At 46.0% G+C, this 26,672-nt stretch carries 25 protein-coding genes, 3 tRNA genes and 1 pseudogene; 25 read left to right on the top strand and 4 right to left on the bottom strand.

What is annotated here, in order from left to right:
* Positions 1 to 206: 206 nt before the first annotated feature.
* The 3 genes from pelA (at position 207) to E0698_RS21270 (ending at position 2,467) form a co-directional block, all read left to right on the top strand.
* Entirely contained in the window at positions 207 to 1,415 is a 1,209-nt protein-coding gene (gene pelA / locus E0698_RS21280; RefSeq protein WP_192512841.1) for a pectate lyase, read from the top strand.
* 138 nt (positions 1,416 to 1,553) lie between these two features.
* Entirely contained in the window at positions 1,554 to 2,072 is a 519-nt protein-coding gene (locus tag E0698_RS21275; protein WP_192512840.1) for an acyl-CoA thioesterase, read from the top strand.
* Positions 2,069 to 2,467 (top strand): FxsA family protein, encoded by a 399-nt coding sequence (locus E0698_RS21270; RefSeq protein WP_013309596.1) that lies wholly within the window; start codon positions 2,069 to 2,071, stop codon positions 2,465 to 2,467. Before E0698_RS21275 ends, E0698_RS21270 begins: the two co-directional genes overlap by 4 nt.
* Positions 2,468 to 2,499: 32 nt before the next feature.
* Here the strand turns inward: E0698_RS21270 and ytvI are convergent, their stop codons facing one another.
* Positions 2,500 to 3,618, bottom strand: coding sequence for a sporulation integral membrane protein YtvI (gene ytvI / locus E0698_RS21265; RefSeq protein WP_192512839.1), 1,119 nt, complete (start codon positions 3,616 to 3,618; stop codon positions 2,500 to 2,502).
* A 345-nt stretch (positions 3,619 to 3,963) separates the two neighbouring features.
* On the opposite strand from ytvI, the gene citZ reads away from it, so the two are divergent.
* The 15 genes from citZ to E0698_RS21190 all read left to right on the top strand — a co-directional run bounded on the left by citZ (position 3,964) and on the right by E0698_RS21190 (position 20,863).
* Positions 3,964 to 5,076 (top strand): citrate synthase, encoded by a 1,113-nt coding sequence (citZ, locus tag E0698_RS21260; protein ID WP_044648771.1) that lies wholly within the window; start codon positions 3,964 to 3,966, stop codon positions 5,074 to 5,076.
* Positions 5,077 to 5,227: 151 nt separating this feature from the next.
* A complete protein-coding gene (icd, locus tag E0698_RS21255; protein WP_192512838.1) occupies positions 5,228 to 6,523 on the top strand; it encodes an NADP-dependent isocitrate dehydrogenase in 1,296 nt (431 codons plus the stop codon).
* A gap of 15 nt (positions 6,524 to 6,538) precedes the next feature.
* Complete coding sequence (gene mdh / locus E0698_RS21250; RefSeq protein WP_044648769.1) at positions 6,539 to 7,480, top strand: malate dehydrogenase; 942 nt, start codon at positions 6,539 to 6,541, stop codon at positions 7,478 to 7,480.
* 497 nt (positions 7,481 to 7,977) lie between these two features.
* The gene (locus tag E0698_RS21245) at positions 7,978 to 8,394 is read left to right on the top strand and encodes a hypothetical protein (RefSeq protein ID WP_134910416.1); all 417 of its coding nucleotides are present in this window, start codon (positions 7,978 to 7,980) and stop codon (positions 8,392 to 8,394) included.
* A gap of 215 nt (positions 8,395 to 8,609) precedes the next feature.
* Entirely contained in the window at positions 8,610 to 9,479 is an 870-nt protein-coding gene (locus E0698_RS21240; RefSeq protein WP_192512837.1) for an SDR family oxidoreductase, read from the top strand.
* A gap of 142 nt (positions 9,480 to 9,621) precedes the next feature.
* Positions 9,622 to 11,424: a two-component system histidine kinase PnpS gene (gene pnpS, locus E0698_RS21235; RefSeq protein ID WP_192512836.1), complete on the top strand. Its 1,803-nt coding sequence runs from the start codon at positions 9,622 to 9,624 to the stop codon at positions 11,422 to 11,424.
* A gap of 128 nt (positions 11,425 to 11,552) precedes the next feature.
* Positions 11,553 to 12,284 (top strand): response regulator transcription factor, encoded by a 732-nt coding sequence (locus tag E0698_RS21230; protein WP_010349065.1) that lies wholly within the window; start codon positions 11,553 to 11,555, stop codon positions 12,282 to 12,284.
* A gap of 161 nt (positions 12,285 to 12,445) precedes the next feature.
* A complete protein-coding gene (locus tag E0698_RS21225) occupies positions 12,446 to 13,570 on the top strand; it encodes a methyl-accepting chemotaxis protein (protein WP_192512835.1) in 1,125 nt (374 codons plus the stop codon).
* Positions 13,571 to 13,697: 127 nt separating this feature from the next.
* A complete protein-coding gene (pstB, locus tag E0698_RS21220; protein ID WP_149095382.1) occupies positions 13,698 to 14,456 on the top strand; it encodes a phosphate ABC transporter ATP-binding protein PstB in 759 nt (252 codons plus the stop codon).
* Positions 14,457 to 14,496: 40 nt separating this feature from the next.
* The gene (gene phoU, locus E0698_RS21215; protein ID WP_192512834.1) at positions 14,497 to 15,156 is read left to right on the top strand and encodes a phosphate signaling complex protein PhoU; all 660 of its coding nucleotides are present in this window, start codon (positions 14,497 to 14,499) and stop codon (positions 15,154 to 15,156) included.
* Positions 15,157 to 15,333: 177 nt separating this feature from the next.
* Complete coding sequence (gene polA, locus E0698_RS21210) at positions 15,334 to 17,988, top strand: DNA polymerase I (protein WP_192512833.1); 2,655 nt, start codon at positions 15,334 to 15,336, stop codon at positions 17,986 to 17,988.
* 71 nt (positions 17,989 to 18,059) lie between these two features.
* Positions 18,060 to 18,890, top strand: coding sequence for a DNA-formamidopyrimidine glycosylase (gene mutM, locus E0698_RS21205; protein ID WP_192512832.1), 831 nt, complete (start codon positions 18,060 to 18,062; stop codon positions 18,888 to 18,890).
* 112 nt (positions 18,891 to 19,002) lie between these two features.
* Entirely contained in the window at positions 19,003 to 19,695 is a 693-nt protein-coding gene (gene ytaF, locus E0698_RS21200; RefSeq protein WP_149095386.1) for a sporulation membrane protein YtaF, read from the top strand.
* An 11-nt stretch (positions 19,696 to 19,706) separates the two neighbouring features.
* Positions 19,707 to 20,303 carry a dephospho-CoA kinase gene (gene coaE, locus E0698_RS21195; RefSeq protein WP_192512831.1) on the top strand — a complete coding sequence of 199 codons (597 nt, stop codon included), beginning with the start codon at positions 19,707 to 19,709 and terminating at the stop codon, positions 20,301 to 20,303.
* Complete coding sequence (locus E0698_RS21190) at positions 20,300 to 20,863, top strand: lytic transglycosylase domain-containing protein (RefSeq protein WP_134910409.1); 564 nt, start codon at positions 20,300 to 20,302, stop codon at positions 20,861 to 20,863. Before coaE ends, E0698_RS21190 begins: the two co-directional genes overlap by 4 nt.
* A gap of 136 nt (positions 20,864 to 20,999) precedes the next feature.
* Here E0698_RS21190 and E0698_RS21185 read toward each other — a convergent pair whose 3' ends face one another.
* On the bottom strand, positions 21,000 to 21,224 hold the full coding sequence (locus E0698_RS21185) for an alpha/beta-type small acid-soluble spore protein (protein ID WP_134910408.1): 225 nt from the start codon (positions 21,222 to 21,224) through the stop codon (positions 21,000 to 21,002).
* A 106-nt stretch (positions 21,225 to 21,330) separates the two neighbouring features.
* On the opposite strand from E0698_RS21185, the gene nrdR reads away from it, so the two are divergent.
* The 3 genes from nrdR to E0698_RS21170 all read left to right on the top strand — a co-directional run bounded on the left by nrdR (position 21,331) and on the right by E0698_RS21170 (position 22,081).
* Complete coding sequence (nrdR, locus tag E0698_RS21180) at positions 21,331 to 21,798, top strand: transcriptional regulator NrdR (RefSeq protein ID WP_013309614.1); 468 nt, start codon at positions 21,331 to 21,333, stop codon at positions 21,796 to 21,798.
* Positions 21,799 to 21,921: 123 nt separating this feature from the next.
* A tRNA-Ala gene (locus E0698_RS21175) sits at positions 21,922 to 21,997 on the top strand.
* A gap of 11 nt (positions 21,998 to 22,008) precedes the next feature.
* Positions 22,009 to 22,081: transfer RNA gene (locus E0698_RS21170), tRNA-Lys, on the top strand.
* A gap of 232 nt (positions 22,082 to 22,313) precedes the next feature.
* Here the strand turns inward: E0698_RS21170 and E0698_RS27115 are convergent.
* Positions 22,314 to 22,460 (bottom strand): annotated as a pseudogene (locus tag E0698_RS27115) (PD-(D/E)XK nuclease family transposase); the annotation flags it as partial.
* A gap of 68 nt (positions 22,461 to 22,528) precedes the next feature.
* Positions 22,529 to 22,990 carry a MarR family winged helix-turn-helix transcriptional regulator gene (locus E0698_RS21165; RefSeq protein ID WP_134910407.1) on the bottom strand — a complete coding sequence of 154 codons (462 nt, stop codon included), beginning with the start codon at positions 22,988 to 22,990 and terminating at the stop codon, positions 22,529 to 22,531.
* A 208-nt stretch (positions 22,991 to 23,198) separates the two neighbouring features.
* Between E0698_RS21165 and E0698_RS21160 the strand changes: the two genes are divergently transcribed.
* From E0698_RS21160 to E0698_RS21145, 4 genes are all read left to right on the top strand, one after another.
* Positions 23,199 to 24,083, top strand: coding sequence for an SDR family NAD(P)-dependent oxidoreductase (locus E0698_RS21160; RefSeq protein WP_192512830.1), 885 nt, complete (start codon positions 23,199 to 23,201; stop codon positions 24,081 to 24,083).
* 6 nt (positions 24,084 to 24,089) lie between these two features.
* Positions 24,090 to 24,168, top strand: a tRNA-Thr gene (locus E0698_RS21155).
* A 364-nt stretch (positions 24,169 to 24,532) separates the two neighbouring features.
* Entirely contained in the window at positions 24,533 to 24,847 is a 315-nt protein-coding gene (gene rhaM, locus E0698_RS21150) for an L-rhamnose mutarotase (RefSeq protein ID WP_007429712.1), read from the top strand.
* Between the two features lie 148 nt (positions 24,848 to 24,995).
* Positions 24,996 to 26,669: a cache domain-containing sensor histidine kinase gene (locus E0698_RS21145; protein WP_238354093.1), complete on the top strand. Its 1,674-nt coding sequence runs from the start codon at positions 24,996 to 24,998 to the stop codon at positions 26,667 to 26,669.
* The last annotated feature ends 3 nt before the right edge of the window (positions 26,670 to 26,672 follow it).

Here is a 26,672-nt window from a genome sequence, read left to right as displayed (position 1 = left end):
GTTGAACCGCCGTATACCGAACGGTACGTACGGTGGTGTGAGAGGTCGGCTACTCAGTTAATGGGTAGCCTCCTACTCGATTAGTTTAGTAAACTCTTTCATTTGTATATAATAAAATATATTGATTATTTGGGTATAATTTCATATAATACATGTGTTTAATAGTTTCTGAGGTACCCATAATCATATTAAAGGAGAGGTTTTGAATGAGGTTTAATGTTAAAGAATCTGTCAAGTGGATCGCCCTTTCAGGATTGGCGATTACAGTAACAACAGGACTTGCTAACCCTTCGTGGGCGGCAGCGGAACAGGATTCAGCTGATGCGGGGGTGAATGTTACCCAAGCAGTGTATGGTGATACGGCCATTTACAAAAATTCTATCGTACCATTCGCCAGCGCCAGTACGGACAGTTTGCTGGATAAGTACCGTGATTTTAGTAAATTTTCCACTGGCGATGTATCTAAGGATACCAAACTGGCCTTGAATATCGTATCGTGGCAATTGCCGCATGGCGGATTCTTCAAAGCTATGGAAAAGAATTATAAATCCAAGTGGGACGGTAAAGCTGCACGCTCCACCTGGAAGAGCAAGGATGGCGTAGAGCTGGGAACATTTGATAATGAGGCTACGACAACTGAAATTCGCTTTTTGGCGGATGTATACAAAAAAACAAAAAATAAAGACATTAAGGACAGTGTACAAAAAGCAGTTGACTTCGTTCTAACCTCTCAATATTCCTCCGGTGGCTGGCCGCAAGTATACCCTAAACGTGGTAATTATTCTGATGCCGTAACTTACAACGATGATGCAATGGTTAGAGTTATGGTGTTGGCGGATGATATTGCGAACAAGAAGCAGCCGTTTGATAGCGATATTCTGGACAATACATATCGCTCCAGACTTCAGCAAGCGCTAAACAAAGGCATCCAGTACGCAATTAAGTCTCAAATTGTAAATAATGGTACACCGACGATCTGGGGTGCACAGCATGATCCGGTTACTTATGCATCTGTTGAAGCCCGGGCATTTGAGCTTGCTTCCAAAACAACCACGGAATCTGTAGGCATCACTGCCTTCTTGATGTCCCAACCGCAAACGGCTGAGGTGAAAAAAGCAGCTCAGAGCGCCTTGAAATGGTTTGACACTAATCGGATCGACGGTATCAAATACAATCGTCAAGGTCCGGAATTTTTCCAAAAGGACGCATCGAGCGTAATGTGGTATCGTTTCTACAATGTGGAAGACAATAAGTACTTCTTTTCAGACCGGGATGGCAAAAAGTATACTGACATCATGAAAATCAGTGAGGAGAGACGACTCGGTTATGCTTGGGCAGGAAGTCAAGCGAAAAGTCTGTTGAATGCGGCTTCGGAAAGCGGATATTACAAATTGTCCAAGCCGTTGCCAAAATGATAAAGCCATCATTATAAAATGCTTGGGAGGGCGGAACCATCACGGTTCGGCCCTCTTTTTGTTCCGGGGCGGTAAATATGGTTTAATGGAGAGAGGGCAAAAATAGAGATAAAGATGCACACAGATAGGAGAGCTTGTATGACACAAGAGGAGAAACAAACGGAATTACGCTGGTATGGAGCGCCGCTGCGTGTCCGTTATCAGGAAAGCGACCAAATGGGGGTCGTGTACCATGCCAATTATCTGAACTGGTTTGAGATCGGGCGTACGGAAATGATCCGGCAGGCAGGCTTTAACTATCGGAGCATGGAGGAACAAGGTGTTCTGCTGCCCGTTATCGAAATCAATGCGAAATATGTGAGTCCTGCCCGATATGATGATTTGATTACCATTTATACCGCGATTACGGACTTCTCCAGACTACGTCTAAACTACACTTATGAGGTCCGGCGTGTAACGGCTGAGGACCATAAAAGCCAGATTGGAAAGGTGTGGACACAGGCAGACACACTGCCTGGAGAGCTGCTCGTAACCGGGGTGACACGCCACGTATGGGTGAGTACTGAATGGAAGCCCGTACGACTGGATCAGGTGCTGCCTAAGCTGTACACCGCGCTACGATCTGCGATGTCAGGCGTGGAGGGAGAGAAAGCGTGATGATGCGTAAACGTCTATGGCTGTTGCTGTTGCTTATCCCTCTGGCTGAGTTGTACGGGTTCATATGGGTAAGTCACTGGATTGGAGCGGGTAAAACCATTCTGCTGATCATTCTGACAACCCTGATTGGAGCCGCCATGATGCAATTTGAAGGCCGCAAGGTCATTGCTGATGCGAAAAATGAAATGAATCGGGGGCAAATGCCCGGCCGCAAAATGCTGGATGGACTATGTGTTTTTTTTGGCGGAAGCTTGCTGCTTATCCCCGGATTTTTAACGGATATTATCGGTTTTACGCTGGTTTTCCCTTTGACCCGTGCGTTGTATCGACGCTTTTTATTGAAATGGCTTGAGAAAAAAATGAAAAATGGCAGTATTACGTTTCGGCGGTTTTGACGTAAGCTACCGTTTTTCCTACTCACATGATCTTAACGTACTCTTCCGGCGAGAATATAGTTGCGCAAGTCTTGAATGACATTGGCGCGATTGAGCGCGTCCACTACAATGAGAGACACAGGTCCGATAATCAATCCCAACACACCAAACAGCTTGAGCCCGATGAACATCCCAATAAGGGTGGGAAGCGGGTTCAAACCCACGCTGCTGGCCAGTACTTTAGGTTCTACAATTTGCCGTCCCACCAACAGGATGATATAGAGGATCGATAATCCTACCCCTAATGCCAAGTTACCCGACATATATGCATATAAAATCCACGGAATCATCACAATGCCAACCCCTAAATAAGGAAGCAAATCAACCAGCCCGATCATCAAACCGATGGTGAAGGCGGATTCTACACGCAAAATGAACAGTCCAATAATGACGATCACCGCGGTAATGGAGATGATAATAAACTGTGCACGTAAATAACCAAACAACGCCTTGCGCAGATCGTGCCATATCCCTGACATGGGCTTGCGAATCGTATCAGGAACCGTATTCGAGAACATTTGGCTATGTTGGTCCCAGTCCTTACTGATAAAAAATGCCGCTAATACAATAACCATCAGCACCGCACCCATGTTAGGCAGAGAGGTCAGCAAATTCAGAATACCATTAAAAAATTGGGCAACCAGTGTGGTGACAGCAGAGCTAACCGTCTGGGTTGTTTTATCAATATTGCTGTTAATTGTATGGTAGTAATCGGGGTTATTGCGGATAAAATGGTTAATTTCATTAATTACATTTTGAATCAGATCGCTTTGAGTCCAGTCGATAAACAGGCTTTTAAAATGTTCAATATGCCCGTCAAAGGTCATAGTGAGTCTAATAACCTCTCGAACCATTCGCGTTATGGCCGCAGAGAGGACAACGGCGATTCCGCCTAAATATACAAATAACGAGACCGTGACAGCCATCCAATGTGGCATGCGGGCCTTGCTGCGCAGAAAGCGGACCAGCGGATTCATGGCATAGGCCACAACCCAGGCGAACAGGAAGGGATAGATGAGAGGGAACAGCACGTATATGCCCAGCAACAGAGCTACAGTCACGACTGCGACCCACAGAGCGCGAAATATGCGATTCAGGATCAACCGGCTCAAGCTCTCACGGCTCCTTTCTTTTACAGTTGTATTCCATGAAATAAGTGCTTTACTATACATATGCAAGAAGGGGGTGAGACAAGACCTGTGTAAAAAAGTGCAAATGGAATAATAAATTTTGTAAGGGGTTTCAAAAATTTATTTATGAACCCGATAAAACATTTGAATGTGTCGGAATAGCCCTGAATGTTCACATAAACGACAAAATCCAGTATAGTGAAAGAAGGTTTAAATATTGACATATGGCGTTAACATTACTTATTTATTTAAAAGGCAAAACTTACTTTTGAAAATGTTTACATTGCAAGTCCGTTCACAATGTTTTTACAAAGGAGAGATGTAACGATGACAGCGACTAAAGGTCTGGAAGGGATCGTAGCGACCACTTCCTCCATAAGCTCTATCGTAGATGGCGTTCTCACGTACCGGGGTTATAACATTGATGATTTGGCTGTTAACGCCGCTTTTGAAGAGGTAGCTTATTTGTTGTGGTTCGGAAAATTGCCTGATCAAGCCCAATTGCAGGAGCTTCGCGACCAATTAAGCGAATATGCTGCCATTCCGGATGAAATTATTACTCAATTAAAGCTGTACCCGAAAGATTTGAGCACGATGGCTGCCCTGAGATCAGCCGTATCGTCTCTTGCCTTGTATGACCCACAGGCGGATGATATGTCGAGAGAGGCCAATGTGATCAAAACCGTCAAGCTTCAGGCGCAATTGCCCACAATTGTGGCGGCCATAGCGCGTGTGCGCGAAGGGCTGGAGCCGATTGCGCCCAAGAAAGGTGTTTCTATCGCCGAAAACTTTCTGTATCAGCTTACTGGCAAAGACCCAGAAGAGACGGCTATCAAAGCGTTCAATCAGGCTCTTGTGCTGCATGCCGATCATGAATTGAATGCATCGACCTTTGCTGCACGCGTGACGGTAGCAACACTATCCGATATTTATTCCGGCATTACGTCGGCAATCGGAGCTTTGAAGGGACCACTGCATGGCGGAGCCAACGAAGCTGTTGCCAAAACCCTGGAGGAAATCGGCGGTTTGGATCAGGTGGATTCGTATATTCAGACCAAACTGGATAACCGCGAAAAAATTATGGGCTTTGGACATCGTGTCTATAAAAACGGTGATCCGCGTGCCAAGCATTTGCACAAAATGTCCCGCGAATTGGGCGAAATGAACGGCGATACGACGTTGTTCGATATTTCGGTTCGAATCGAGGAAATTGTGACAGGACAAAAGGGATTGAAGCCGAATGTTGATTTTTACTCTGCCTCTGTTTATACCCAACTGGGTATCAAAAGAGACCTGTTCACACCGATCTTTGCCGTGAGTCGTGTATCGGGGTGGACTGCGCACATTTTGGAGCAGTACGAAAATAATCGTCTGATCCGTCCGCGCGCTGAATACACAGGTCCGATTGACCAAAAGTATGTGTCTCCGGAATTACGCTAATCACTTGTTGTATGAACATTGAGGCTATATACCCTGAATTAAAAAAATAAGGTACAATAGAAGGGACGGCGAGAGATGCGTGTTTTTGTCTATGATGAAGATCACGTCTTTCGCCCTGTACCCATTCATATCTGAGGAGGAAAAGGAACTTATGGCGAAATTTGAAAAGTTTGAGCTCCCAACTGAAGGCGAAAAAATTACGATTGATAACGGTCAACTACAGGTTCCGAATTATCCGGTTATTCCGTTTATCGAAGGCGACGGCACAGGCCGCGACATCTGGAAAGCATCCAAGCGCGTACTGGACGCAGCTGTAGATAAAGCATATAACGGTTCCAAAAAGATTGCCTGGTATGAAGTATTCGCTGGTGAGAAAGCTTTCAATACATACGGCGAGTGGTTGCCTAACGATACCTTGGAAGCCATCCGTGAGTATATTGTAGCCATCAAAGGGCCGCTTACGACACCGATTGGCGGCGGCATTCGCTCTTTGAACGTAGCATTGCGTCAAGAGTTGGATCTGTACGTATGTCTGCGTCCTGTTCGCTACTTTAACGGTGTTCCGTCTCCGGTGAAGCGTCCTGAATTGGTGGACATGGTTATTTTCCGTGAGAATACCGAGGATATTTATGCTGGTATTGAGTATGCCGAAGGCTCCGAGGACGTGAAAAAAGTTATTCAGTTCCTCCAGCAAGAGCTGGGTGTGAACAAAATCCGTTTCCCTGAAACGTCAGGTATCGGGATCAAGCCGGTTTCCTCCGAGGGTTCAAAACGTCTGGTGCGTGCAGCCATTCAGTATGCTGTTGACCACGGACGCAAGAGCGTGACGCTCGTGCACAAAGGCAACATTATGAAATTTACCGAAGGTGCCTTCAAAAACTGGGGTTATGAAGTGGCTGAGGAAGAATTTGCAGATAAAGTATTCACTTGGGCTCAATATGATGCAATCAAGGAAAAAGATGGTGAAGATGCGGCAAATGCAGCTCAAAAAGCAGCAGAAGATGCAGGCAAAATCATCATCAAGGATGCGATCGCTGACATTGCACTTCAACAAGTGCTGACTCGTCCTTCCGAATTTGATGTCATTGCTACACTGAACCTGAACGGAGACTATCTGTCCGATGCGCTGGCTGCTCAAGTCGGTGGAATTGGTATCGCACCAGGTGCGAACATTAACTATGTAACTGGGCATGCTATCTTTGAAGCTACACACGGCACAGCGCCAAAATATGCTGACAAGGATGTCGTAAACCCTGGTTCCGTTATTTTGTCCGGCGTGATGATGCTTGAGCATTTGGGCTGGCACGAAGCGGCAAACCTGATTTACAAAGGACTGGAAACGTCCATTAATAAGAAAATCGTAACGTATGACTTTGCTCGTCTGATGGAAGGCGCTACACAAGTGAAATGCTCCGAGTTTGCAGATACCATTATTAGTAACCTGTAGAGAGGGGAATGCCAAGTGACCATTCAACGCAAAAAAATATCCATTGTTGGCGCCGGTTTTACCGGTGCCACTACCGCATTGCTGCTGGCCCAAAAAGAGCTGGGTGATATCGTTCTGATCGATATTCCGCAACTTGAGAATCCGACCAAAGGCAAAGCGCTTGATATTTTAGAGGCCAGTCCGGTCCAGGGATTTGACAGCCAGGTCACAGGCACTTCCAATTATGAGGATGCAGCCAACTCGGATATCGTCATTATTACGGCGGGGATTGCGCGCAAGCCAGGCATGAGCCGTGACGATTTGGTAAATACGAATGCAGGCATTGTAAAATCCGTATGTGAAAACGTGAAGAAGTATGCGCCGGATTCTATTGTCATTATTCTGAGTAATCCGGTCGATGCCATGACCTATACCGCATACCAGACGCTCGGTTTCCCGAAAAATCGGGTCATCGGCCAATCTGGTGTGCTGGATACGGCTCGGTATTGTACCTTTATTGCACAGGAACTGAACGTATCCGTCGAAGACGTGCGTGGCTTCGTATTGGGTGGTCACGGTGATGATATGGTGCCGCTGGTACGCTATTCCAGCGTTGGTGGTATCCCTATCGAAACCCTGATTTCGAAGGAACGTATCGAAGCGATCGTACAGCGGACGCGTGTCGGTGGCGGGGAGATTGTTAACCTGCTGGGCAACGGTAGCGCATACTATGCCCCGGCAGCCTCGCTTACGCAGATGACAGAAGCGATTGTAAAAGACAAAAAACGTATTATCCCGGTCATTGCCTATCTGGAGGGAGAGTACGGTTATCAGGACTTGTTCCTCGGCGTACCGACACTTCTTGGTGGTAATGGTATCGAAAAGGTGTTCGAGCTGGAATTGACCGACGAGGAAAAAGTAGCGCTTGATCAATCCGCCGAATCAGTCCGCAATGTAATTAAAATAGTAACCGTATAAGCTCGCCTACCTATTAAAACGGTATACTTTACTTGAAGAGGTGTCCCAAAGCCATAGTCATGGCTGGAGGACACCTCTTTTCGCTTTATAAGTAATCTATTTGTTTTCTTCCTTTTCCTTTAATTTTGAAAATTTCAGCTTGGGTTTGCTGGCACTGGCGGAGCGGACGGAACGATTGCGGACAAGCGTAAGCGCTCGCCTTTGTCTCCGGATTTATACCCTATCAAATATATTCAATAGAATCCGGAGACAACAGCGATGGTAGCAACGTTCCGTTCGCGGAGCCTCTCCAGCACTCCACCCTAGCTGAAACTTTTCTCACCGTCTTCCTTTGCTTTGATCCACTTCCCCGGTATAATAGAGTTCATATGCATTGATAGTTACATAGAAAAGCATGTCCCAAAACACTGAAATGATGGTAGTCTACTCGTTGGAATATGATCGTTCTATGGAAAAAATGAATTTGCAGGTCAACAAAGAAATGGAGGTTGTAAAGAATGTTTTTTATTCACATGATCGGTTCGCTGGCGATGGGTTTTTATTTATTGCTCCCCTTCGTGGTTGGTAAAATCGACAAGCTGGCTCCCACCGTGCAGGAAGGGACGATATCGGCTGTTCAGCTATTGAACCGTTTGGCTCAATTCGCACTTATCCTTGTGCTTGTTAGCGGTATCTATATGATTTTTGCTTGGGGTCCATATTCAGTGGCCTGGATCGTCGTCGTCTTGCTGCTGTTTCTCGCTATTTCAGGCATCGCAGGTGCTATGGGCAAGCCGTTACGGTTGTCGCTGGAAGCGATTCGTAACCAACAGCCCATTACGCAATACGCTGGAAAAATGCGTATGTTCAGTACACTGCTTGCCGTCTTCATGATCTTGATTACGTTTTTAATGGTATACAGCCATATTATTTAATTAAGCATTTTGCGAGTGGCTGCAATCGAATGATGTCAAATGCTAAATTGAAAAAAGCGGTTTGTGCTGAATAAGCACAAGCCGTTTTTTTATGCGTACAACGAACTTCATGCTCCTTTTTCGTTTAACGTACAAGTGCGTGTGGTAAATCAGGAGTAGAGTGGGTGCAAATGTTGCATCCTATAAAATATCTAATCTTGAAAGGAGAATGCACGATGGCCAAAAGCAATCAAACCCAACAAACCTTGCCTCCGCAGCATCAAGAACAGCAACCGGGGGTTGAATCCAAAATGTCGCCCGCACCTCAGTTTGAGAAGTCTACCTATAAGGCGGCTGGCAAACTAACAGGCAAAGTCGCACTTATTACTGGTGGAGACAGTGGAATTGGACGGGCTGTAGCTGTCACGTATGCCAAAGAAGGTGCGGACGTAGCTATCATCTACTTGAACGAGCATAAGGATGCTGAGGAGACAAAGCGCCAGGTAGAGCAGGAGGGCCGCAAATGCGTACTGATTCCCGGCGATATCGGAGATGACCAATTTGCCAAAAAAGCAGTTCAACAGACGGTTAACGAGCTGGGTAAGCTGGACATTGTCGTGAACAATGCCGCAGAGCAGCATCCACAGCAGAAGCTGGAGGATATCACGAGAGAGCAGCTGGAGCGCACATTCCGCACGAACATTTTCGGCATGTTCTTCTTGACGCAAGCGGCATTGCCGCATTTGAAGAAAGGCAGCGCCATCGTGAATACCACCTCGATTACGGCCTATGCCGGGAACAAGACACTCATTGATTATTCATCCACCAAAGGGGCGATTACTTCATTCACCCGTTCCCTTTCGCTCAATTTGGTAGATCAAGGCATTCGGGTAAATGCTGTAGCACCGGGTCCGGTCTGGACACCGCTAATCCCTTCGACCTTTGATGCCAAGACCGTCAGTGAGTTCGGAGGCGCGCAGCCGATGAAACGTCCCGGTCAGCCGGAAGAGTTGGCGCCAGCCTATGTGTACCTTGCTTCGGATGATTCATCTTATGTAAGTGGGCAGGTCATTCATATTAACGGCGGTGAAGTCGTCAACGGGTAAGAGAGAGGTTGGGGCAACGTGTGCCCTGACCTTTTTTCCTTTTTAACAGTGGAACAAAAAGCAGGTAGCCTGTAGAATGGGATTTAACTTACAGCTGTTATGATCATAAAAATTTCTACTCAACTAAAGGATGGGCATATTTATGAAGTCGTTTCGTTTCAGGCTTACCTTGATTATGCTGATTTTGATCGGCGTATCTGTCCTGGCTGCCGGAATCACCATGGGACAAATTTTTAAAAACTCGAACATGAAGGTGCTTGAGGAAAATATGGGGCGTGAGATCGACCTGCTTCGGGCTACATTTCCTTTTGTCAGCGCAGACGCTCTTTCCAGTACCGATTACGTCTCCTATTATTCGGAAAAGGCCAAGGAAATTGCCCATCTGACCGAATCACGGGTGACCTTCATTCGCAAGGATGGAACGGTGGTTGGTGATTCACTAAGTGATCCGCGCAAGATGGAGAACCATGCATCACGTGAAGAAATCCAAGAAGCCGCGTCGGAAGGAATCGGACGAACCATACGCTACAGTGAAACTTTGCAGCGGAATATGCTGTACGTGGCAGAGCCTGTCGTATCCGACAAGGGGTTCGACGGATATATTCGTTTGTCCATGAATCTGAAGGCAGTGGAGGAAGGTGTGCAGCGTGGCTGGACGGCAATTGGCATTGATCTGGTCTTGTTATTCCTTGCGGCTGGACTGGTCAGTTACCGTATCGCACGTGGTCTAACCTCGCCTATTGAGCATATTACAGGCGTAGCGAATCGTATTTCCGGGCTGGATTATGACGCAAGAGTTGGCATACAGCGCCGGGATGAGGTAGGACAACTGGGTGATGCCATTAACCGCATGGCGGACAGCCTGCAAAACCAAATGAAAACGATACGTGATAATGAGGATTTGCTTCAGAGCGTCATGAGCAATATGACCGGAGGGATTCTCATGATTGATGCCGGGGAGCGCATTGCGCTTGTGAACCGTGAGTCTGAGCGGATGCTCGGTGTTACTAGCAAACGGGTGACGGACAAGCCGTATCATGAGCTGAAAAAGCACTACGAGCTGACGAAGCTGATTGAGGGTAGTATACAAAGCCGCGAAAGACTGCACGGTGAGGTTCATCTGTATAATCCCGAGGAACGGCTGATTCTGCTTGATGGCGTGCCGATGTATGAGGATGAAGGCGGATATCGCGGCATGCTGTTCCTATTGCAGGATATTACAGCTATTCGGCGGCTTGAAAATATGCGAAGCGAATTTGTGGCGAATGTTTCCCACGAGCTAAAAACGCCGATTGCCGCAGTCAAGGGCTTTGCCGAGACGTTGCTCGGTGGCGGGGTAAAGGATGAGGAAACATCCCGTTCTTTTTTGCAAATTATCTATGATGAAAGCGAACGGCTGAATCGGCTGATCGGCGACATTCTAGAGCTGTCCAAAATTGAATCCAAGCGTTCTCCGCTGGATTGCTCTCCGGTCCATGTGTCCTCGTTTATAGAATCATTGCTGGAAAAGCTGAATAATGTAGCTGCCAAAAAGAGAATTACGCTGCATATGGATGTCCCGGATGAACTGTTTATGGAGGCGGATGAAGATAAGCTCCAGCAGATTTTTGTAAACCTTCTGTCTAATGGCATTAACTACACACTCGACGGTGGCAAGGTGAAAATCAAGGTTGTAACGGAACAGCGGGAGAATGACACGGAGAAGGTCGTATTTACGGTTAGCGATACGGGCATCGGGATTCCGAAGAAGGACCTGCCACGCATCTTCGAGCGCTTTTACCGGGTGGACAAAGGACGTTCGCGTAACTCGGGTGGAACCGGCCTGGGATTGTCTATCGTCAAGCATTTGGTGGATCTGCATCATGGGGTGCTTTCCGTAGAAAGCGAGCTTGGTTTGGGCACCACATTTACAATCGAATTGCCGTTGTTGCAACAGGAAGAATGAACTAGATCGGTTTTTACATTCTGTTAACAATGTCGTGATAAAATATACGGGTGTCGCATGAGTTTGGAAAAGATTTTGGAATTTTGACCAATGCGCCTTTAAAAGGTAAACAGGAGATGAATTTATTTATGGGACAACGCTTGCTGGTTATTGAGGATGAACCAACGCTTGCCAGATTGCTATCCTACAATTTGATACAAGAGGGGTTTGAAGTAGATACGGAGGATCATGGCAGTGCAGGGTTTGAAAAAGCCTCCAGAGAGTCCTACGATTTGATCCTGCTGGATTTGATGCTGCCCGGTATGAACGGACTGGATATTTTGAGCAGACTACGCCATCAGGGACTGACAACACCCATCATTATTTTAACGGCCAAAAACGGCGAAGCCGAGGTTGTCCAAGGATTGAAATCAGGAGCAGATGATTATATTACGAAGCCTTTCGGTGTTTCCGAGCTGCTGGCCCGCGTAACGGCGGTACTGCGTCGTACTTCCGGGGGGGATGAAGGCGTGCTGTCCGATCAGAAAGACGGCTCCAAAATTCAATTAGGCGAGCTGGAGATTTATCCTGAAAAATATGAAGTGATTCTCGGAGGACAATCCATAAGCTTAAGACCGAAGGAATTTGAGGTGCTTCTCTACTTGTCCCGTAAGCCAGGCGTGGTATTGACTCGCGACGATCTGATGAACGCGGTCTGGGGCTTTGACTATATCGGCGGTCAACGGACGGTGGATGTGCATGTTAGCTCATTGCGCAAGAAGCTGGAGCTGGACCCCGATTCGGTTCATATTGATTCGATTCGCGGAGTTGGATACAAGCTGGTTGTTAATAAAAAAAGAAGCGCTTCTCATTTGCTATAAATGAGGAGCGTTTTTCTTTGTGTTTGATTTTTGTATTCGACGATTTTTGTGTACATTTTGTGATTTTACGTTTCGTTAACATAAACAGACGTTACAATCAACAAATGACCGATATGATGTTCCCGTCACTCCAAGTAGTTAAAAAAGGGGACTTCAGAACGATGATAACGGAACCAAAGACCCAGCCGAGTTCCACCGCCGTGATTGAACGTGAATCCAACAAGCCGATTACCACCTACGTGCCGTGCCGGGAGGTTCCGATCATTGGTACGGATATGTCTTGTAAAGAACTGTTAGCACTTATGAAAACGCAAAAAGACATTCCTTGTGTCATAGTCGTTGATAAAAATGGCCTTCCGTTGGGCATTATTATGAGAGATGCGTATAACCGACATTTTACGGGCAGGTTTGCTGCGGCTCTGTTTTATGACAAGCCTGCGGCGATATTTGCCGACCCCGATACATTAATTGTGGATCTGGAAAGCCCGGCATCGGACATTGTAGAGCAGGCGATGCTACGCGAAGATCAACAATTTTACGATTGTTTGTTAATTAAGGAGGGGACGAGGTTACTTGGCGTGCTGACGATTCGTGATATCCTGACGGTTGTTCAGCGAATGCAAAGAGAAGCGGACGAGCATCGGAGTAACGTGGTTCGGCATAGCTATGATGGTGCCCATCGGATTCAGACAACTGTGCTGGATGCCGCTAAAGAGGCCGGTGACAGTGTGCGTCTAACCCGTTCGATGAGTGAATTATCACGTCGTGGCAAAATAGAACTGGAAGATGTTCTGCTTTCCTATCGTGCAGTCACAGAGCAAATGAAGCGCCAGCATGAGCAGATTACAGCGCTAACCCAATCGCTGAATGACATTGCAAGCATGGCTTCCTCCATCCGCGCACTTGCGGATCAAAGTGGACTGCTGGCGATCAACGCTTCAATTGAAGCAGCACATGCCGGCGAACATGGGCGTGGCTTCCAGATCGTGTCTCAGGAGGTGCGGAATATGTCACTTCAGACGAAAGCCTTTTCCGCACAGATTACAAGCTTGCTTACAGATATTGAACAAATGCTGCGTGACACTGCCGATCTGACGGATACGAGCATGCAGCAGATTAATAGCGGCTCCCGGTATATATCCGCTGGAACCCAAACGTTTACCCAACTGTTGCAGGCCGTTGCTGAAATTGAGACCAAAAACAACGAAATGTCCCGTTCCGCAGAGGAAGCGGCTTTGAATGCAGCTCGGATTGCACAGGAGCTGGAGCTTATGCTGAATTCCTGATCATTTTACATACCGTTAACAAATCCACCACACTGAATTTACACACAGCTTATATAATCTTCATATTGTGCAAATCAGGTGCAATGCTTGAGGACCATAACTGCAACACGAAGGAGATCATAAATCAATGAATGATTCCGTTATTCGGATTGATAAGCTGAACTTGTATTATGAAAATTTTCAAGCGCTGAAACATATAAACCTGGATATTCCTGAAAAAACGGTAACAGCCTTCATCGGGCCGTCCGGCTGCGGTAAATCTACCTTGCTGCGTACGCTGAATCGGATGAACGATATGATCCCAGGAACGCGTATTGAAGGAACGGTGAGTATCGCAGGTCAGGATATATATGGCGATACGATGGAAGTAGAAGCCCTGCGCAAGCAGGTGGGAATGGTTTTTCAACAGCCTAATCCGTTTCCTAAATCTATTTATGATAACGTGGCGTACGGCCCGCGTCTGCACGGAGTCCGGCAAAAGGACAAGCTGGATGAACTTGTTGAGCAAAGCTTGCGGCAGGCGGCACTCTGGGAAGAGGTTAAGGACTTTCTCAAGCGTTCAGCCCTGAGCTTGTCCGGTGGACAGCAGCAGCGTCTGTGTATTGCCCGGGCGCTTGCTGTGCAGCCGGATATTCTGCTCATGGATGAGGCAACGTCAGCGCTGGACCCGATCTCCACGATGAAGATTGAAGAACTGGTTCAAGAGCTGCGCGACAGGTATACGATTGTCATGGTGACGCATAACATGCATCAGGCGGCTCGTGTGTCCGGTCGAACTGCGTTTTTCTTGAACGGTGTCGTGGTAGAGGCGGCGGATACAGAGACGATGTTTTCCACGCCGCAAGATTCCCGTACGGAAGATTATATTTCCGGCCGATTCGGCTAAAGCCAACCAGATTAGTAATGCCAGGAGGGGTGACTTCGAAATGATACGCAGAAAAGGTTTTGATGAAGGATTAGATGAGCTGAGAGCCGTACTGCGCGAAATGGGTGCACATGTATCGAAGGCACTCGATCAGGCCATCGAATGTTTGCAGACCAAAAATACGGAATTGGCCCAGCAGGTGGTCAAAAATGATGCATCCCTCAATGCGCTGGAAGAGAACATTCTCGATATGGGTTCCAAGCTCATTATTACCCAGCAGCCGGTAGCCAAGGATTTACGCCGGATCATTGTTGCTTTTAAAATTTCCAGTGATCTGGAAAGGATGGGGGATTTGGCACTCGATATTGCCAAGGTCACGCTGCGTCTGGAAGGGCAGCAGGTCATCAAGCCGCTGGTGGATATTCCACAGATGGCTTCGATTGTTAAAGAGATGATTGACGACGCCATTACATCCTATTTGGATGAAAATACAGATTTGGCTTATAAAATGGCCAAAGAGGATGATCGTGTAGATTCCATGTATAGCCATATGATCAGCAATCTTTATGTGTTTATGGTAGAAAAGCCTGAGGAAGCTCCACAAGGCATGCTGCAACTGCTCGTTGGACGATATATTGAGCGGATTGGTGACCATGCAACGAATATCGGTGAAAGCACCGTATATCTCGTGACAGGGGAGCGGCCGGATTTGAACCAGTAGGGCTTTTTAAGTATATAGCGGTTGTTTCTGACCCAGACTTGTCTTTGTGCAAAAGGCGAATCTGGCTAGGAAACAGCCGTTTTTTTCTGAAAAAGGAGCCTTTATGTTAAGATAGGAAAAGGAATGCGTAAAACGAAAGAACCTTTCGAATGCATTGATGAACTTGCGAGGTGCTAAATGGATAAACTCATGCTTATAGATGGCAACAGTATCATTTACCGGGCGTTTTTCGCTATGCCGCCGTTAACGAATTCGAGCGGACAGCAGACGAACGCAGTGTACGGATTTACAACAATGTTGCTACGGCTTTTGGAGGAGCACAAGCCGACGCATATACTGGTTGCCTTTGATGCCGGAAAAATAACGTTTCGCCATAAAGGATACGAGGATTACAAGGGTGGACGGGAGAAAACACCACCGGAGCTGTCACAACAATTCCCGCTGCTGAAAGAGCTGCTGACCGCCTTTGGCATTGCCCAGTTTGAGCTGGATGGCTATGAGGCGGACGATATCATTGGAACCCTGTCTAAAACCGCGGACGAAGCTGGTCTTAACGTGCTGGTGGTTACCGGAGATAAGGATATGCTTCAGTTGGCTTCGGACAACGTCACTGTCGGCTTGACCCGCAAAGGGGTTACCGAGGTGGAGACATACGGACCTGAACAGATTCAGGAGCGTTACGGCTTGAAGCCGTTGCAAATTATCGACCTCAAGGGTCTGATGGGCGATACATCAGACAACATTCCCGGGATTCCGGGTGTGGGGGAAAAGACAGCGCTCAAGCTGCTGCACCAGTATGGATCGGTGGAAGAGGTGCTGGCGCATACAGATGAGCTGAAAGGCAAAATGAAAGAGCGCGTCGAAACGCATGCAGATAATGCACGGATGAGCAAGGATTTGGCGACCATCTATCGGGATGTAACGCTGGACAAGCAACTGGAGGATGTCGTCTTCGGTGGGCTGCAAGCTGAAACGGCGGGACCTGCGCTGGCGAAGCTGGAGTTCAAGTCCTTGCTAGAGCGTTTATCCTTTTCGGGCGAGGTTGGCAGTGCTGGAATAGACGTAGAGGAAGCTGCGGCTGACGTGACCGTATTGGACGAACAGCGGATTAGCGAGCTGGTAAATGTACTGGATACCGTCGATCTGCTACATGTAGAGACCCATGGCGACAATCCGCATCATGCTGAAATTGTGGGTTTGGTCTTTGGCGGAGCGGGGCGACAGTTTTTTATGACCTTGGATGTATTACAAACTGATGCAGCCAAGCCTGTCCGTGAATGGCTCGCCGATGCTGAGCGCAAAAAGCGGGGGCATGATTTGCACCGTACGGATTTAGCCTTGCATTGGCACGGGATTGAATTTGCCGGGGCGGAGTTCGATGTACAGTTGGCCGGATATTTGCTGGACCCGACGGATGCAAACCAGTCACTGAGCGGATTGGCAGCCAAGCATGGCTTGTCCTCGATTCGTCCGGACGATGAAGTATTCGGCAAAGGCGCTAAATATAAAGTACCTGACGTGGATGTGCTGTCCGATCATGTGGCACGCAAGGCGGCGGTGATTGAAGCGCTGGTGCCTGTACAGCAGGCCGAGCTGGAAAAAACGGAAATGCACAAGCTGTTCCATGAGCTGGAGATGCCGTTGTCCCGGATTCTGGCGGATATGGAGAAGCAGGGCATTTTGGTGAATGTGGAAGAACTGCGCGCTTTGGGTAAAGAATTTGAAGCCCAGATTGAAACGCTGGTGCGCGAGATTTACATCATTGCAGGTGTAGAGTTCAATCTGAATTCGCCCAAGCAGCTAGGTGAAATTTTGTTCGATAAGCTGGGCCTTCCTGTTATCAAAAAGACGAAAACCGGGTACTCCACCGATGCTGAGGTACTGGAAAAGCTCGCCCCATATCATGATATTGTGCAAAACATTTTGCAGTATCGTACGATTGCGAAACTCCAATCCACGTATGTGGAAGGATTACTTAAGGAAATTTCAGATAAAACGGGCAAGCTGCATACGTATTTCCGGCAGACGGTTGCGGCTACAGGACGCTTGAGCAGCCAGTTTCCGAATTTGCAAAATATTCCGATTCGTCTGGAAGAGGGACGTAAAATTCGCAAGGTATTTGTGCCTTCCGAGCCGGGCTGGTCTATTCTGGCGGCGGACTACTCGCAGATCGAGCTGCGAGTGCTGGCTGATATTTCGGATGATGAGCGCTTGAAGGAAGCCTTTGTGCACGATATGGACATTCATACGAAGACCGCGTCCGATGTGTTCGGCATCCCTGCGGAAGACGTAGATTCTAACATGCGGCGTTCTGCCAAGGCGGTTAACTTCGGGATTGTCTACGGGATCAGTGATTACGGTTTGTCGCAAAACCTGAATATTACGCGCAAGGAAGCGGCTCGCTTTATTGACCAGTATTTTGACGTGTTCCAGGGCGTCCGCCGTTACATGGATGATATTGTGAAGGATGCGAAGCGGGACGGATACGTAAAAACGCTGCTGGAACGCAGACGTTATTTGCCGGAGATTAATGCCAGCAACTTCAACCTGCGTTCGTTTGCGGAGCGTACCGCAATGAATACGCCGATTCAGGGTACCGCAGCCGATATTATCAAGCTGGCGATGGTACAGATGGACGCGGCGCTTCGCGAACGTAATCTTCGCAGCCGTATGCTGCTTCAAGTACATGATGAGCTTGTTTTCGAAGTTCCGCCGGAGGAAATGGAAACGATGAAAGAGCTTGTCCCGGCTACGATGGAAGCGGCGCTGAAGCTGTCCGTACCGCTTAAAGCGGAAGTTAGCTATGGAAGCAATTGGTATGAAGCGAAATAAGTTATTTCAATGAGCAGATAGTCCCATTTTAACGCTGCTTCCGTTATAATATAGGATGAGGTGAAGACATCATGCCGGAATTACCGGAAGTAGAAACGATTAAACGAACGTTAAACGAGCTTATCGTCGATAAACATATAGATCATGTGACTGTGAATCTGCCGCGCATCATTCAGCGGCCTGATGATATACACGCTTTTGCTATGGAACTGGCTGATCATCGGATTACAGGAGTGGAGAGACGCGGGAAGTTTTTGCGGATTCTGCTGGATGGGCTGGTACTCGTTTCCCATCTCAGAATGGAAGGGCGATACGGCCTGTATTCGCAAAATGATCCTGTGGAAAAGCATACTCACGTTATCTTTCATTTTACGGATGGTACGGAATTACGCTATCAGGATGTTCGCCAATTTGGCACGATGCATTTATTTACGGAAGGACAGGATTTACTGGAGAAGCCGCTGAACAAGCTCGGTTTGGAGCCTATGGACGAGTCCTTTACACCGGAGGCACTTCGCGCAGCTGTGGGGACCCGTTCGACTTCGATCAAGGCGGCGTTGTTAAACCAGTCATATGTCGTGGGCATCGGGAATATTTATGTGGATGAGTCGTTGTTTAAGGCGGGTATACATCCGGCACAGCCGGCTAAAAGTTTGGATGACAACCAGTTTCGTGTGCTGCACGAAGCTATTATCTCCACACTGAGCGCGTCGATTTTGGTCGGAGGCTCGTCCATCAAATCGTTCGTCAACGGACAAGGCCAATCGGGCGACTTCCAGCATCAATTGCAAATCTACGGACGCAGCGTTAAGCCTTGTGTTAACTGTGGTACATTGATCGAAAAATCCGTCGTAGCCGGACGTGGTACACATCATTGTCCGGTCTGCCAGCCTCTGCGCTAAGCAGGTACAGTCACCCAAAGCCCATACCTCTCATATATTGATTCCAAGTACCAATACTGCGAAGGGTTCCGGCTGCTTTAAGGCCCTGCCTTCGCAATGGGAGGGAATTGGAGTGGCTAATCATTGGGGGGCCCTGCTGCTGTTGGCATTTGCACTAAGTCTGGACAGTTTTGGAGTCGGTGTTACGTATGGGCTGCGCAAAATGAAAATTCCACTGCTATCCATTGTCATCATTTCAGTATGTTCAGGTTTGGTCATCGGCATATCCATGCAGCTAGGCGCATTGTTGTCCCAGGTTCTGTCTCCTGTATATACGACCGTTTTTGGCGCTGTTATCCTGATTGGAATTGGTTGCTACTCTTTGTATCAATCTTTGCATCGCAAGGAGGATCTGATTGATGAGCCCGATCCTGAGAACAGTAATGTTCTGGCAGGGGAGAAATCTGAAGAAGTACAAGAGGAACGGACCGTATTTTCGTTGGAATTCCGCAAATGGGGTCTTGTTATTCGGATTCTCCGAAGTCCGTCTGCTGCGGATATGGACCGTTCGGGCAGTATCTCCGCTATGGAGGCGGTTTGGTTAGGTATCGCTTTATCGGTTGATGCGTTCGGTGCGGGATTGGGAGCAGCTATGCTGGGCTTCCAGCCACTTGCTACCGCGCTGGCTATTGCGTTATTCAGCGGAACATTTTTGATTGCGGGTATGAAAGCAGGTTTCTGTCTGTCGGCATTTCGATTTATGAAAGCGCTGGGTGTGTTACCGGCATTATTACTGATTATGATGGGCATATTGAAGCTGTTATGAGGTGAAAGAGCATGAATATCGGATTAACCGGAGGTATTGCTACCGGTAAAAGCACCGTGTCGGCTCTACTAGTCGCCAAGGGTGCGCTGCTGATCGACGCAGATGCCATTGCCCGGGAAGTGATGCTTCCGGGGCATCCGGTGCTGGCGGCGGTCATACAGCATTTTGGACAAGCTGTGATGAACAGTGACGGAACTCTGCACCGCAAAAAGCTGGGCGAGATTGTATTTGGGGACCCTGTCCAGCGGCAGGCGCTTAATGATATTACACATCCCGCGATTCGTGAGGAAATGCGCACGCGTATGGAATCTTACGAGCGGGAACATCCGGACAAGCTCGTTCTGGCAGATATCCCGCTACTGTATGAGTCCGGATTAGAGAGCTTGTACGATGAAATTATGGTGGTATACGTACCACGGGATGTGCAGCTCCAGCGTCTGATACTCAGAGACGGATTGACCGAGGAACAAGCAGGACTTCGGTTGTCTTCGCAAATGGATATTGAACACAAAAGAAGCCTGGCCGATATTGTCATCGACAATAGCGGAACACAGGCCGAAACAAAACTGCAAATTGATCAATTCTGGCAGCGAAAGGGACTTGCATGAATATTTTGCGCAAAAAAAGAGTCCTGCTGACTTTGTTTGTCGGGTTTGTCTTGATTCTGTTTTTTAATTCAAACTGGATGTCGTGGTTCTATCCGATTCAATATAAGGATGAGATTCGGCAATATTCGCAGACGTATGAAGTGGACCCGTTTTTGGTGGCGTCCATTATCCGTGTTGAGACGAACTTTAAGACCAGCAAGCAGTCGCACAAGGGTGCACTGGGACTCATGCAAATCATGCCCGATACTGCGAATTGGATTATGGACAGCGCCCAGATCCAAAAGGTTCCGCTGGATAGCGTCAAGCACGAGCCGGGTACCAACATTGAACTTGGAACCTGGTATGTGCATAACCTGTCGGTGAAATTTAAGGATAATCCGGTAGCTACCGTTGCGGCTTACAACGCAGGCCCCGGTAAAGTGCAGGAGTGGCTCGACAAGGGCGTATGGGATGGGAAAGAAGAATCCATCAAGCAAATCCCTTTTGGCGAGACGCGACATTATGTACAGCGGGTTATTTACTACTACAGGCAATACACGAAAATTTATAATCAGTTTTAATGGATGGCGAGGCTGCGTGTAAATATGTCATGACACAATGAGCCTGATGGCATTAAAATGAAAAAAGCGCAGGACAGGCTGTTTTTAGCAGCCCATCCGTACACTTTTTCTTGTTATTTTTGCATTATTACCGCGATTATTGGTATTGACCTGCCAATTGTTGTTCGGCGATCGTTACGAGGCGTTTTGTGATGTAGCCCCCGATCGAACCGTTCTCATAGGAAGTCATGTTACCTTGGTATCCATCTTGAGGAATGCTGATACCCAGCTCTTGAGCGATTTCAAATTTCATTTGCTCCAGAGCGCCGGTGGATCTGCTGACTACCAGGTTGTTGGAGTTGCCATTGTTTCCTTGTGCCATTGTTGTTCACCTCCTCGCGACTTGGTAAACATATTATGAACCGTTTTGACAAAATTATTACGAAAAAAGTATAGAGAATTTATTGGAAAAAGGAAGTGATGAATTTATGAAATGCCCGTACTGTGCCTACAATGGAACAAAGGTACTGGACTCGCGGCCTGCGAATGACAACAAGTCCATCCGTCGCCGTCGCGAATGCGAGCAATGTGCTAGGCGTTTTACCACCTTTGAAATGGTGGAGGAGACCCCGCTCATGGTCATTAAAAAGGATGGCAGCCGTGAAGAGTTCAGCCGTGATAAAATGCTGCGCGGTCTCATTAGGGCTTGCGAGAAGCGTCCCGTATCCGTAGAGCAACTGGATATGATCGTATCTCAGGTGGAAAACGCCATTCGTAACACAGCCGCTACAGAGGTGGACAGCCAGCAGATCGGCGAGCTGGTCATGGAACAGCTCTATCCTGTTGATGAAGTGGCCTATGTACGCTTTGCGTCCGTCTATCGGCAGTTTAAAGACATCAACATGTTTATGAAAGAACTGAAAACACTGTTATCCAAAGATACAGCCAGCGACTGATCGCTGACTGTGTCTTGGTTTATGGTGAGAAGGTTATATTTTTTTATAAAAGTATTGACACAGGGGTGAAAATTTTATATGATATAGGAGTCGCTTCAAACAGATGTTGAAATTACATAAAACGGGGCCTTAGCTCAGCTGGGAGAGCGCATCGCTGGCAGCGATGAGGTCAGGGGTTCGATCCCCCTAGGCTCCACCAAATTTTAATATGGACTCTTAGCTCAGTTGGTAGAGCAGTTGACTCTTAATCAATTGGTCCAGGGTTCGAGTCCCTGAGAGTCCATCCTTTAGAAAAACGGCAGAAATGCCGTTTTTTTGTTTTGAATTCAGCTCTGCTTTCCCTTGTGATCACACTTTTGGTCACAGAAGGCCCTACTTTCTTAATGAAAAGCAAACGCCATGTTCTCTTGAATGAGGGCACGGCGTTTGTTTTAGTTTTACTTCAGCTTTTTAAAAGGCGGTCATTCAACTTTTACAGTACATTTGAATTGGCTTGAGGGATTTTCCGTAGCCTATTCAAGAGCAGAAGCCTCGTCATGCAGAAATTTTTGCCGTTCCTCGTACAAACGCCGCGCTTCCCGATCTTGGCTTAGAAACTCCAGTATATCCATCGCCTTCTTCAATGTGGGTTCACTCATCTTAAGCACCTTCCAATTTGCCTTATAAGAAGATAGACTCCCTTCTTGAAGTTAAACATCACATTCCTTAACACTCATGATCAATGGAGCTGTTACTTGTGATCAAATCCGTTAAAGTCCCTGAGCATTCCGATAAAATTTTCAAGTTGTTCATCGTCCCATCTTGAAATGTGTTCGTAAAATACAAATTCTTTCTCTTTTAGAGCATCAATCGTCTTTTGTTGTCCAAGCTCAGTGAGGGATAGAAGTATTCCTCGACGATCATCAGGGGAGGTTTCCCTTTTCACATAACTCAAAAGCTCAAGTTGTTTGACGAGTCGGCTAACCGAACTGCGATCCATAGCTGTTGATTCCGCCAGCGTAGTGGCGCTTGTTGGGCCATATGAGTACAGCCAACGGATAATATGGAAACCCGCAGGTTGTATTGAAGGATCGAAACGTGCTGCAGTTTTGACATTTAGCGCATGTGAGGCGCTTATGAGGGCATTGATTTGCTCGCCGAGTTCCAGTTCCAGTTGTCCTCTTGGTGTATTTTTGTGTCGATCATCATTCATCCTATTTCACCTAACCTTAATTGATAAATTAAATAATTCAAGTCAATTACTTGACATATATCAACTAAAATAATATAGTTGATTTATATCAAGTATATGGCTGCGTCAGCTGCATGTCAAAACTTGAGACGGGTCTAACGGAGTAAAGCAATGAACGGCCAATTACATTGACATTGACAATGACTATTCAGCACAAAGGAGAATCACGATGACGGCTAATCCGATTGTTGTAATAACTGGCGGAACGAGTGGTCTGGGGCAACTCGTTGCGATTGAATTGGCTAAACGTGGTACTCATCTTGTCATGACAGCCAGGAGCAAGGATCGCGCTGAAGCTACTAAAAAAATTATAAAAGATATGGTGCCCTCAACAAAAGTAGACTTTTTTTTCGGGGACCTATCCTTAATGAAAGATGTCAGACGTATGGGGAACGAGATTTCAACTGCATACCCCAAAATAGATGTGCTTTTGAATAATGCAGGACTGCATGCATTCGAACAACGGGTAACCTCTGAGGGATTTGCAGAAATGATAGCTGTGAATTATTTAGCACCGTGGTTATTGACGCACGCCTTACAGCGTTCCTTGAAAAATGCAGGAAGCGCCAGAATTGTAAATGTTGCTTCTGAGGCTTCACGCAATCATGGCGAGCTTAAGCTCCCTGAGGATTTGACCAATATAGCTCCTTTTACTTCTAGAGGCTCATCTGCAATATATGGGAAAACCAAGCTGTATAACATTATGTTTACTGGTGAACTGGCACGTCAATGGACTGGAACGGGGATCAGTGCTAACGCTCTGAATCCAGGGTTTAATGTTACAGGTCTCGGACGTGAGCTCTGGTTTGCATCAATGCTTGAGCGTTTTTTGAATTTTTTTCATATTGGTGATCCACGCAGAGGAGCTGATATTATGACTCGTTTAATTCTGGATCCACAGTACCAGGCAGTTACAGGAGGGTATTTTAATGTCGGAACCGGACATTTAATTGTACCTGTAGACCCCGGTGGAGATATTGCTATGCAAAATAAACTGTGGAATTGTACGAAAGAATTACTACAACAAAGAGGTCTTCTTAACAATATGACCTGATTTTATGGATTACAGCGGTAAACTGAGGACTGTGAGCAGTTGACTCTCAATCAATTGGTCCTGGGTTCGTGTCCCTGAGAGTCCATCCTTTAGAAAAAACGGCAGAAATGCCGTTTTTTTGTCGTTGATCAAGTATGGGATTTATTTTCACAGTGTAAATGGCGGCAATGCCCGCATTGCAGAACGAAACTCAAGCGGTATCATAACGCTTAGTATTTATTCTTTGCTCATCCATGCAGATCCACTAGATTGAGAAATCACATAGCTACATGTATTTCGTAAATGAAGAGTAGTTCAATGAAAAGATGTGAAAAACAATATTTTAGTGAATTGCGTCATAGGGCATCTATCGTATTTTAGTGTAATTTAGATAAATAAGAAAGATAAACAAATTCATCCTAAAATACTGCTAAAGACAAAATTGTTTTTAAAGTCTGGAGTGTTGAAAAGTGATTAGAAAAGCGAGTATTATGCATGTTTTTCCTGATTATTATGAAGAGTATAAGCGCCGTCATGACAAACTTTGGCCGGAAATGGCTGAAGTGCTAAAAAGGCACGGTGCACACAACTATTCAATATTTCTTGATGAAGAAACGGGGAGCTTATTTGCTTTCTTAGAAATTGAAGATGAAGAAAAATGGGAACAAATTGCTCAAACAGATATTTGCCAAAAATGGTGGGCTTATATGGAGCCTTTAATGGAGACAAATCCTGATAACAGTCCTGTGTCAAGAAATTTAAAGGAAGTATTTTATTTGGAATAATAATTATAAAACGTCTAAATCCGAATTTGCATCATTCCCCAACTGAGGGAGCTGTTTAATTTTCATGAAGAAGATATGGTTTTACTTTGCAAATATTTATATAAATTCAAAGCTAAACGTAAAGCTTTTCTTAACGATTACATTGATTATGATGACAACGCTAGTATTTGTATTAGGAGGTCTTCAATATGCTTTTTCCCTCTATGATGAGCAAATCTATGCAAAATCCTCACAAGTGCTGATGATGTCATCCAACAACGTAGAAGAGAAGCTTGAAAGAGTGGAAGAAGTCAGTTATAACATAGCAGTCGACCCGTATATTCAAAAAAATTTATTAGAACTTCAAGGAAATGTAAAAGGCTATGATTTCTATCGTCTTGAACAGAAAATTGGAGATGAATTGGAGAAATATGTAGATCCGGCAAATTACGTTCATTCCATTTATCTGTATGATTCAGCAGGAAGGGAGTTTTTAGCCGGGGATAGCAGCAAACCAATAAAGAATAAAGATAAGGAACTTGCTCTTAGTCAGGCGGATAAGGATGATGGCAAAAACCATTGGATGGAGCTGGAAGGCTATAATGGGGATTTAATTTCTGTTCGCCTTATCCAGTCTTATGAGAACTTAAACTTTGAAACCATCGGCAAGCTGCTTGTTCGTGTTAATTTAGACAAGATTGTAAGCGGTTTACCAAAACCTCACGGAGAAATAGCAGGAAATATTGTGATTACAAAAGAGGATGAGGTTTTTTATTCGGAAAAAGGAATAGATGATTTTAAAGAATATCATTTCAATGCAAAAAATGATCAGGGCTATAGTATTGAATACATTAATGGGGAAAGAACCTTTGTCAGCCATATTACAACCGATTTTAAAGACTGGACATACTGGAGCATCATTCCATTTAACATGATGTTCTCCAAGATTACTGCTGCGAAATATACCTTGGTGCTGGTTTTTATGGTAATGTTCGTTTTTCTTATTTCCCTTGGTTTTAAATTTTTAAGAAAGTTTACGAATCCCATTCAAGAATTAGCATCTACCATGCAGGAAGTCCAAAAGGGGAACTTTCACGCAGTAAATTTATTAAATCCCTCTATGATTAATGAAGGCGAGGTAGGGATTCTTTATCGGAATTTTATAACAATGATCCAAAGAATTGATGAGTTGATCCAGGAGAACTTTTCTAAGCAGCTGCTGATAAAGGAAACTGAATTTAAAGCACTGCAGGCTCAGATAAACCCGCACTTTTTATACAATACGCTGGAGTCCGTTAATTGGTTGGCTAAAACAAATAAACAGGAGCAAATTTCAAGCATGGTGGAAGCCCTTGGTCATCTCATGAGGTACTCCACAAATTTTAATCAGGATATTATTACATTTGAAGAAGAACTCGACATTTTAAAAAGCTATTTAACAATCCAAAAATACCGGTTTGACGACCGGATTGATTTTCAAATGGACATCCCCTACTATGTTGCAAAATATAAGATTCCAAAATTAATATTGCAGCCGCTTCTGGAGAATTCGTTCAAGCATGCAGTTGAGCCTTCCGTCTATTTGTCAGTTATTAAATTGCATGTTTATCAGGAAGAGGACAAGCTATTTATTCGGATAGAAGATAACGGGCCTGGCATAGATCCCCTAATACTTCAAAAAGTAAAGGAAGGCAAAGTAAATCCTAAAGGTACTGGAATAGGATTGAATAATATCGATGATAGGATCAAGCTTTATGCTGGTGAACAGTATGGTTTAAGAATTGAAAATCTTTCGGGAAAAGGGACCGCAATTACGGTAGTTTTACCTGTTCAAACGGGGTGATAG

The organism is Paenibacillus sp. 23TSA30-6 (assembly GCF_014858585.1).
Lineage (GTDB): Bacteria > Bacillota > Bacilli > Paenibacillales > Paenibacillaceae > Paenibacillus.
The sequence above is the reverse complement of the archived record's forward strand: the minus strand, read 5'-3'. Positions and strand labels throughout refer to the sequence as shown.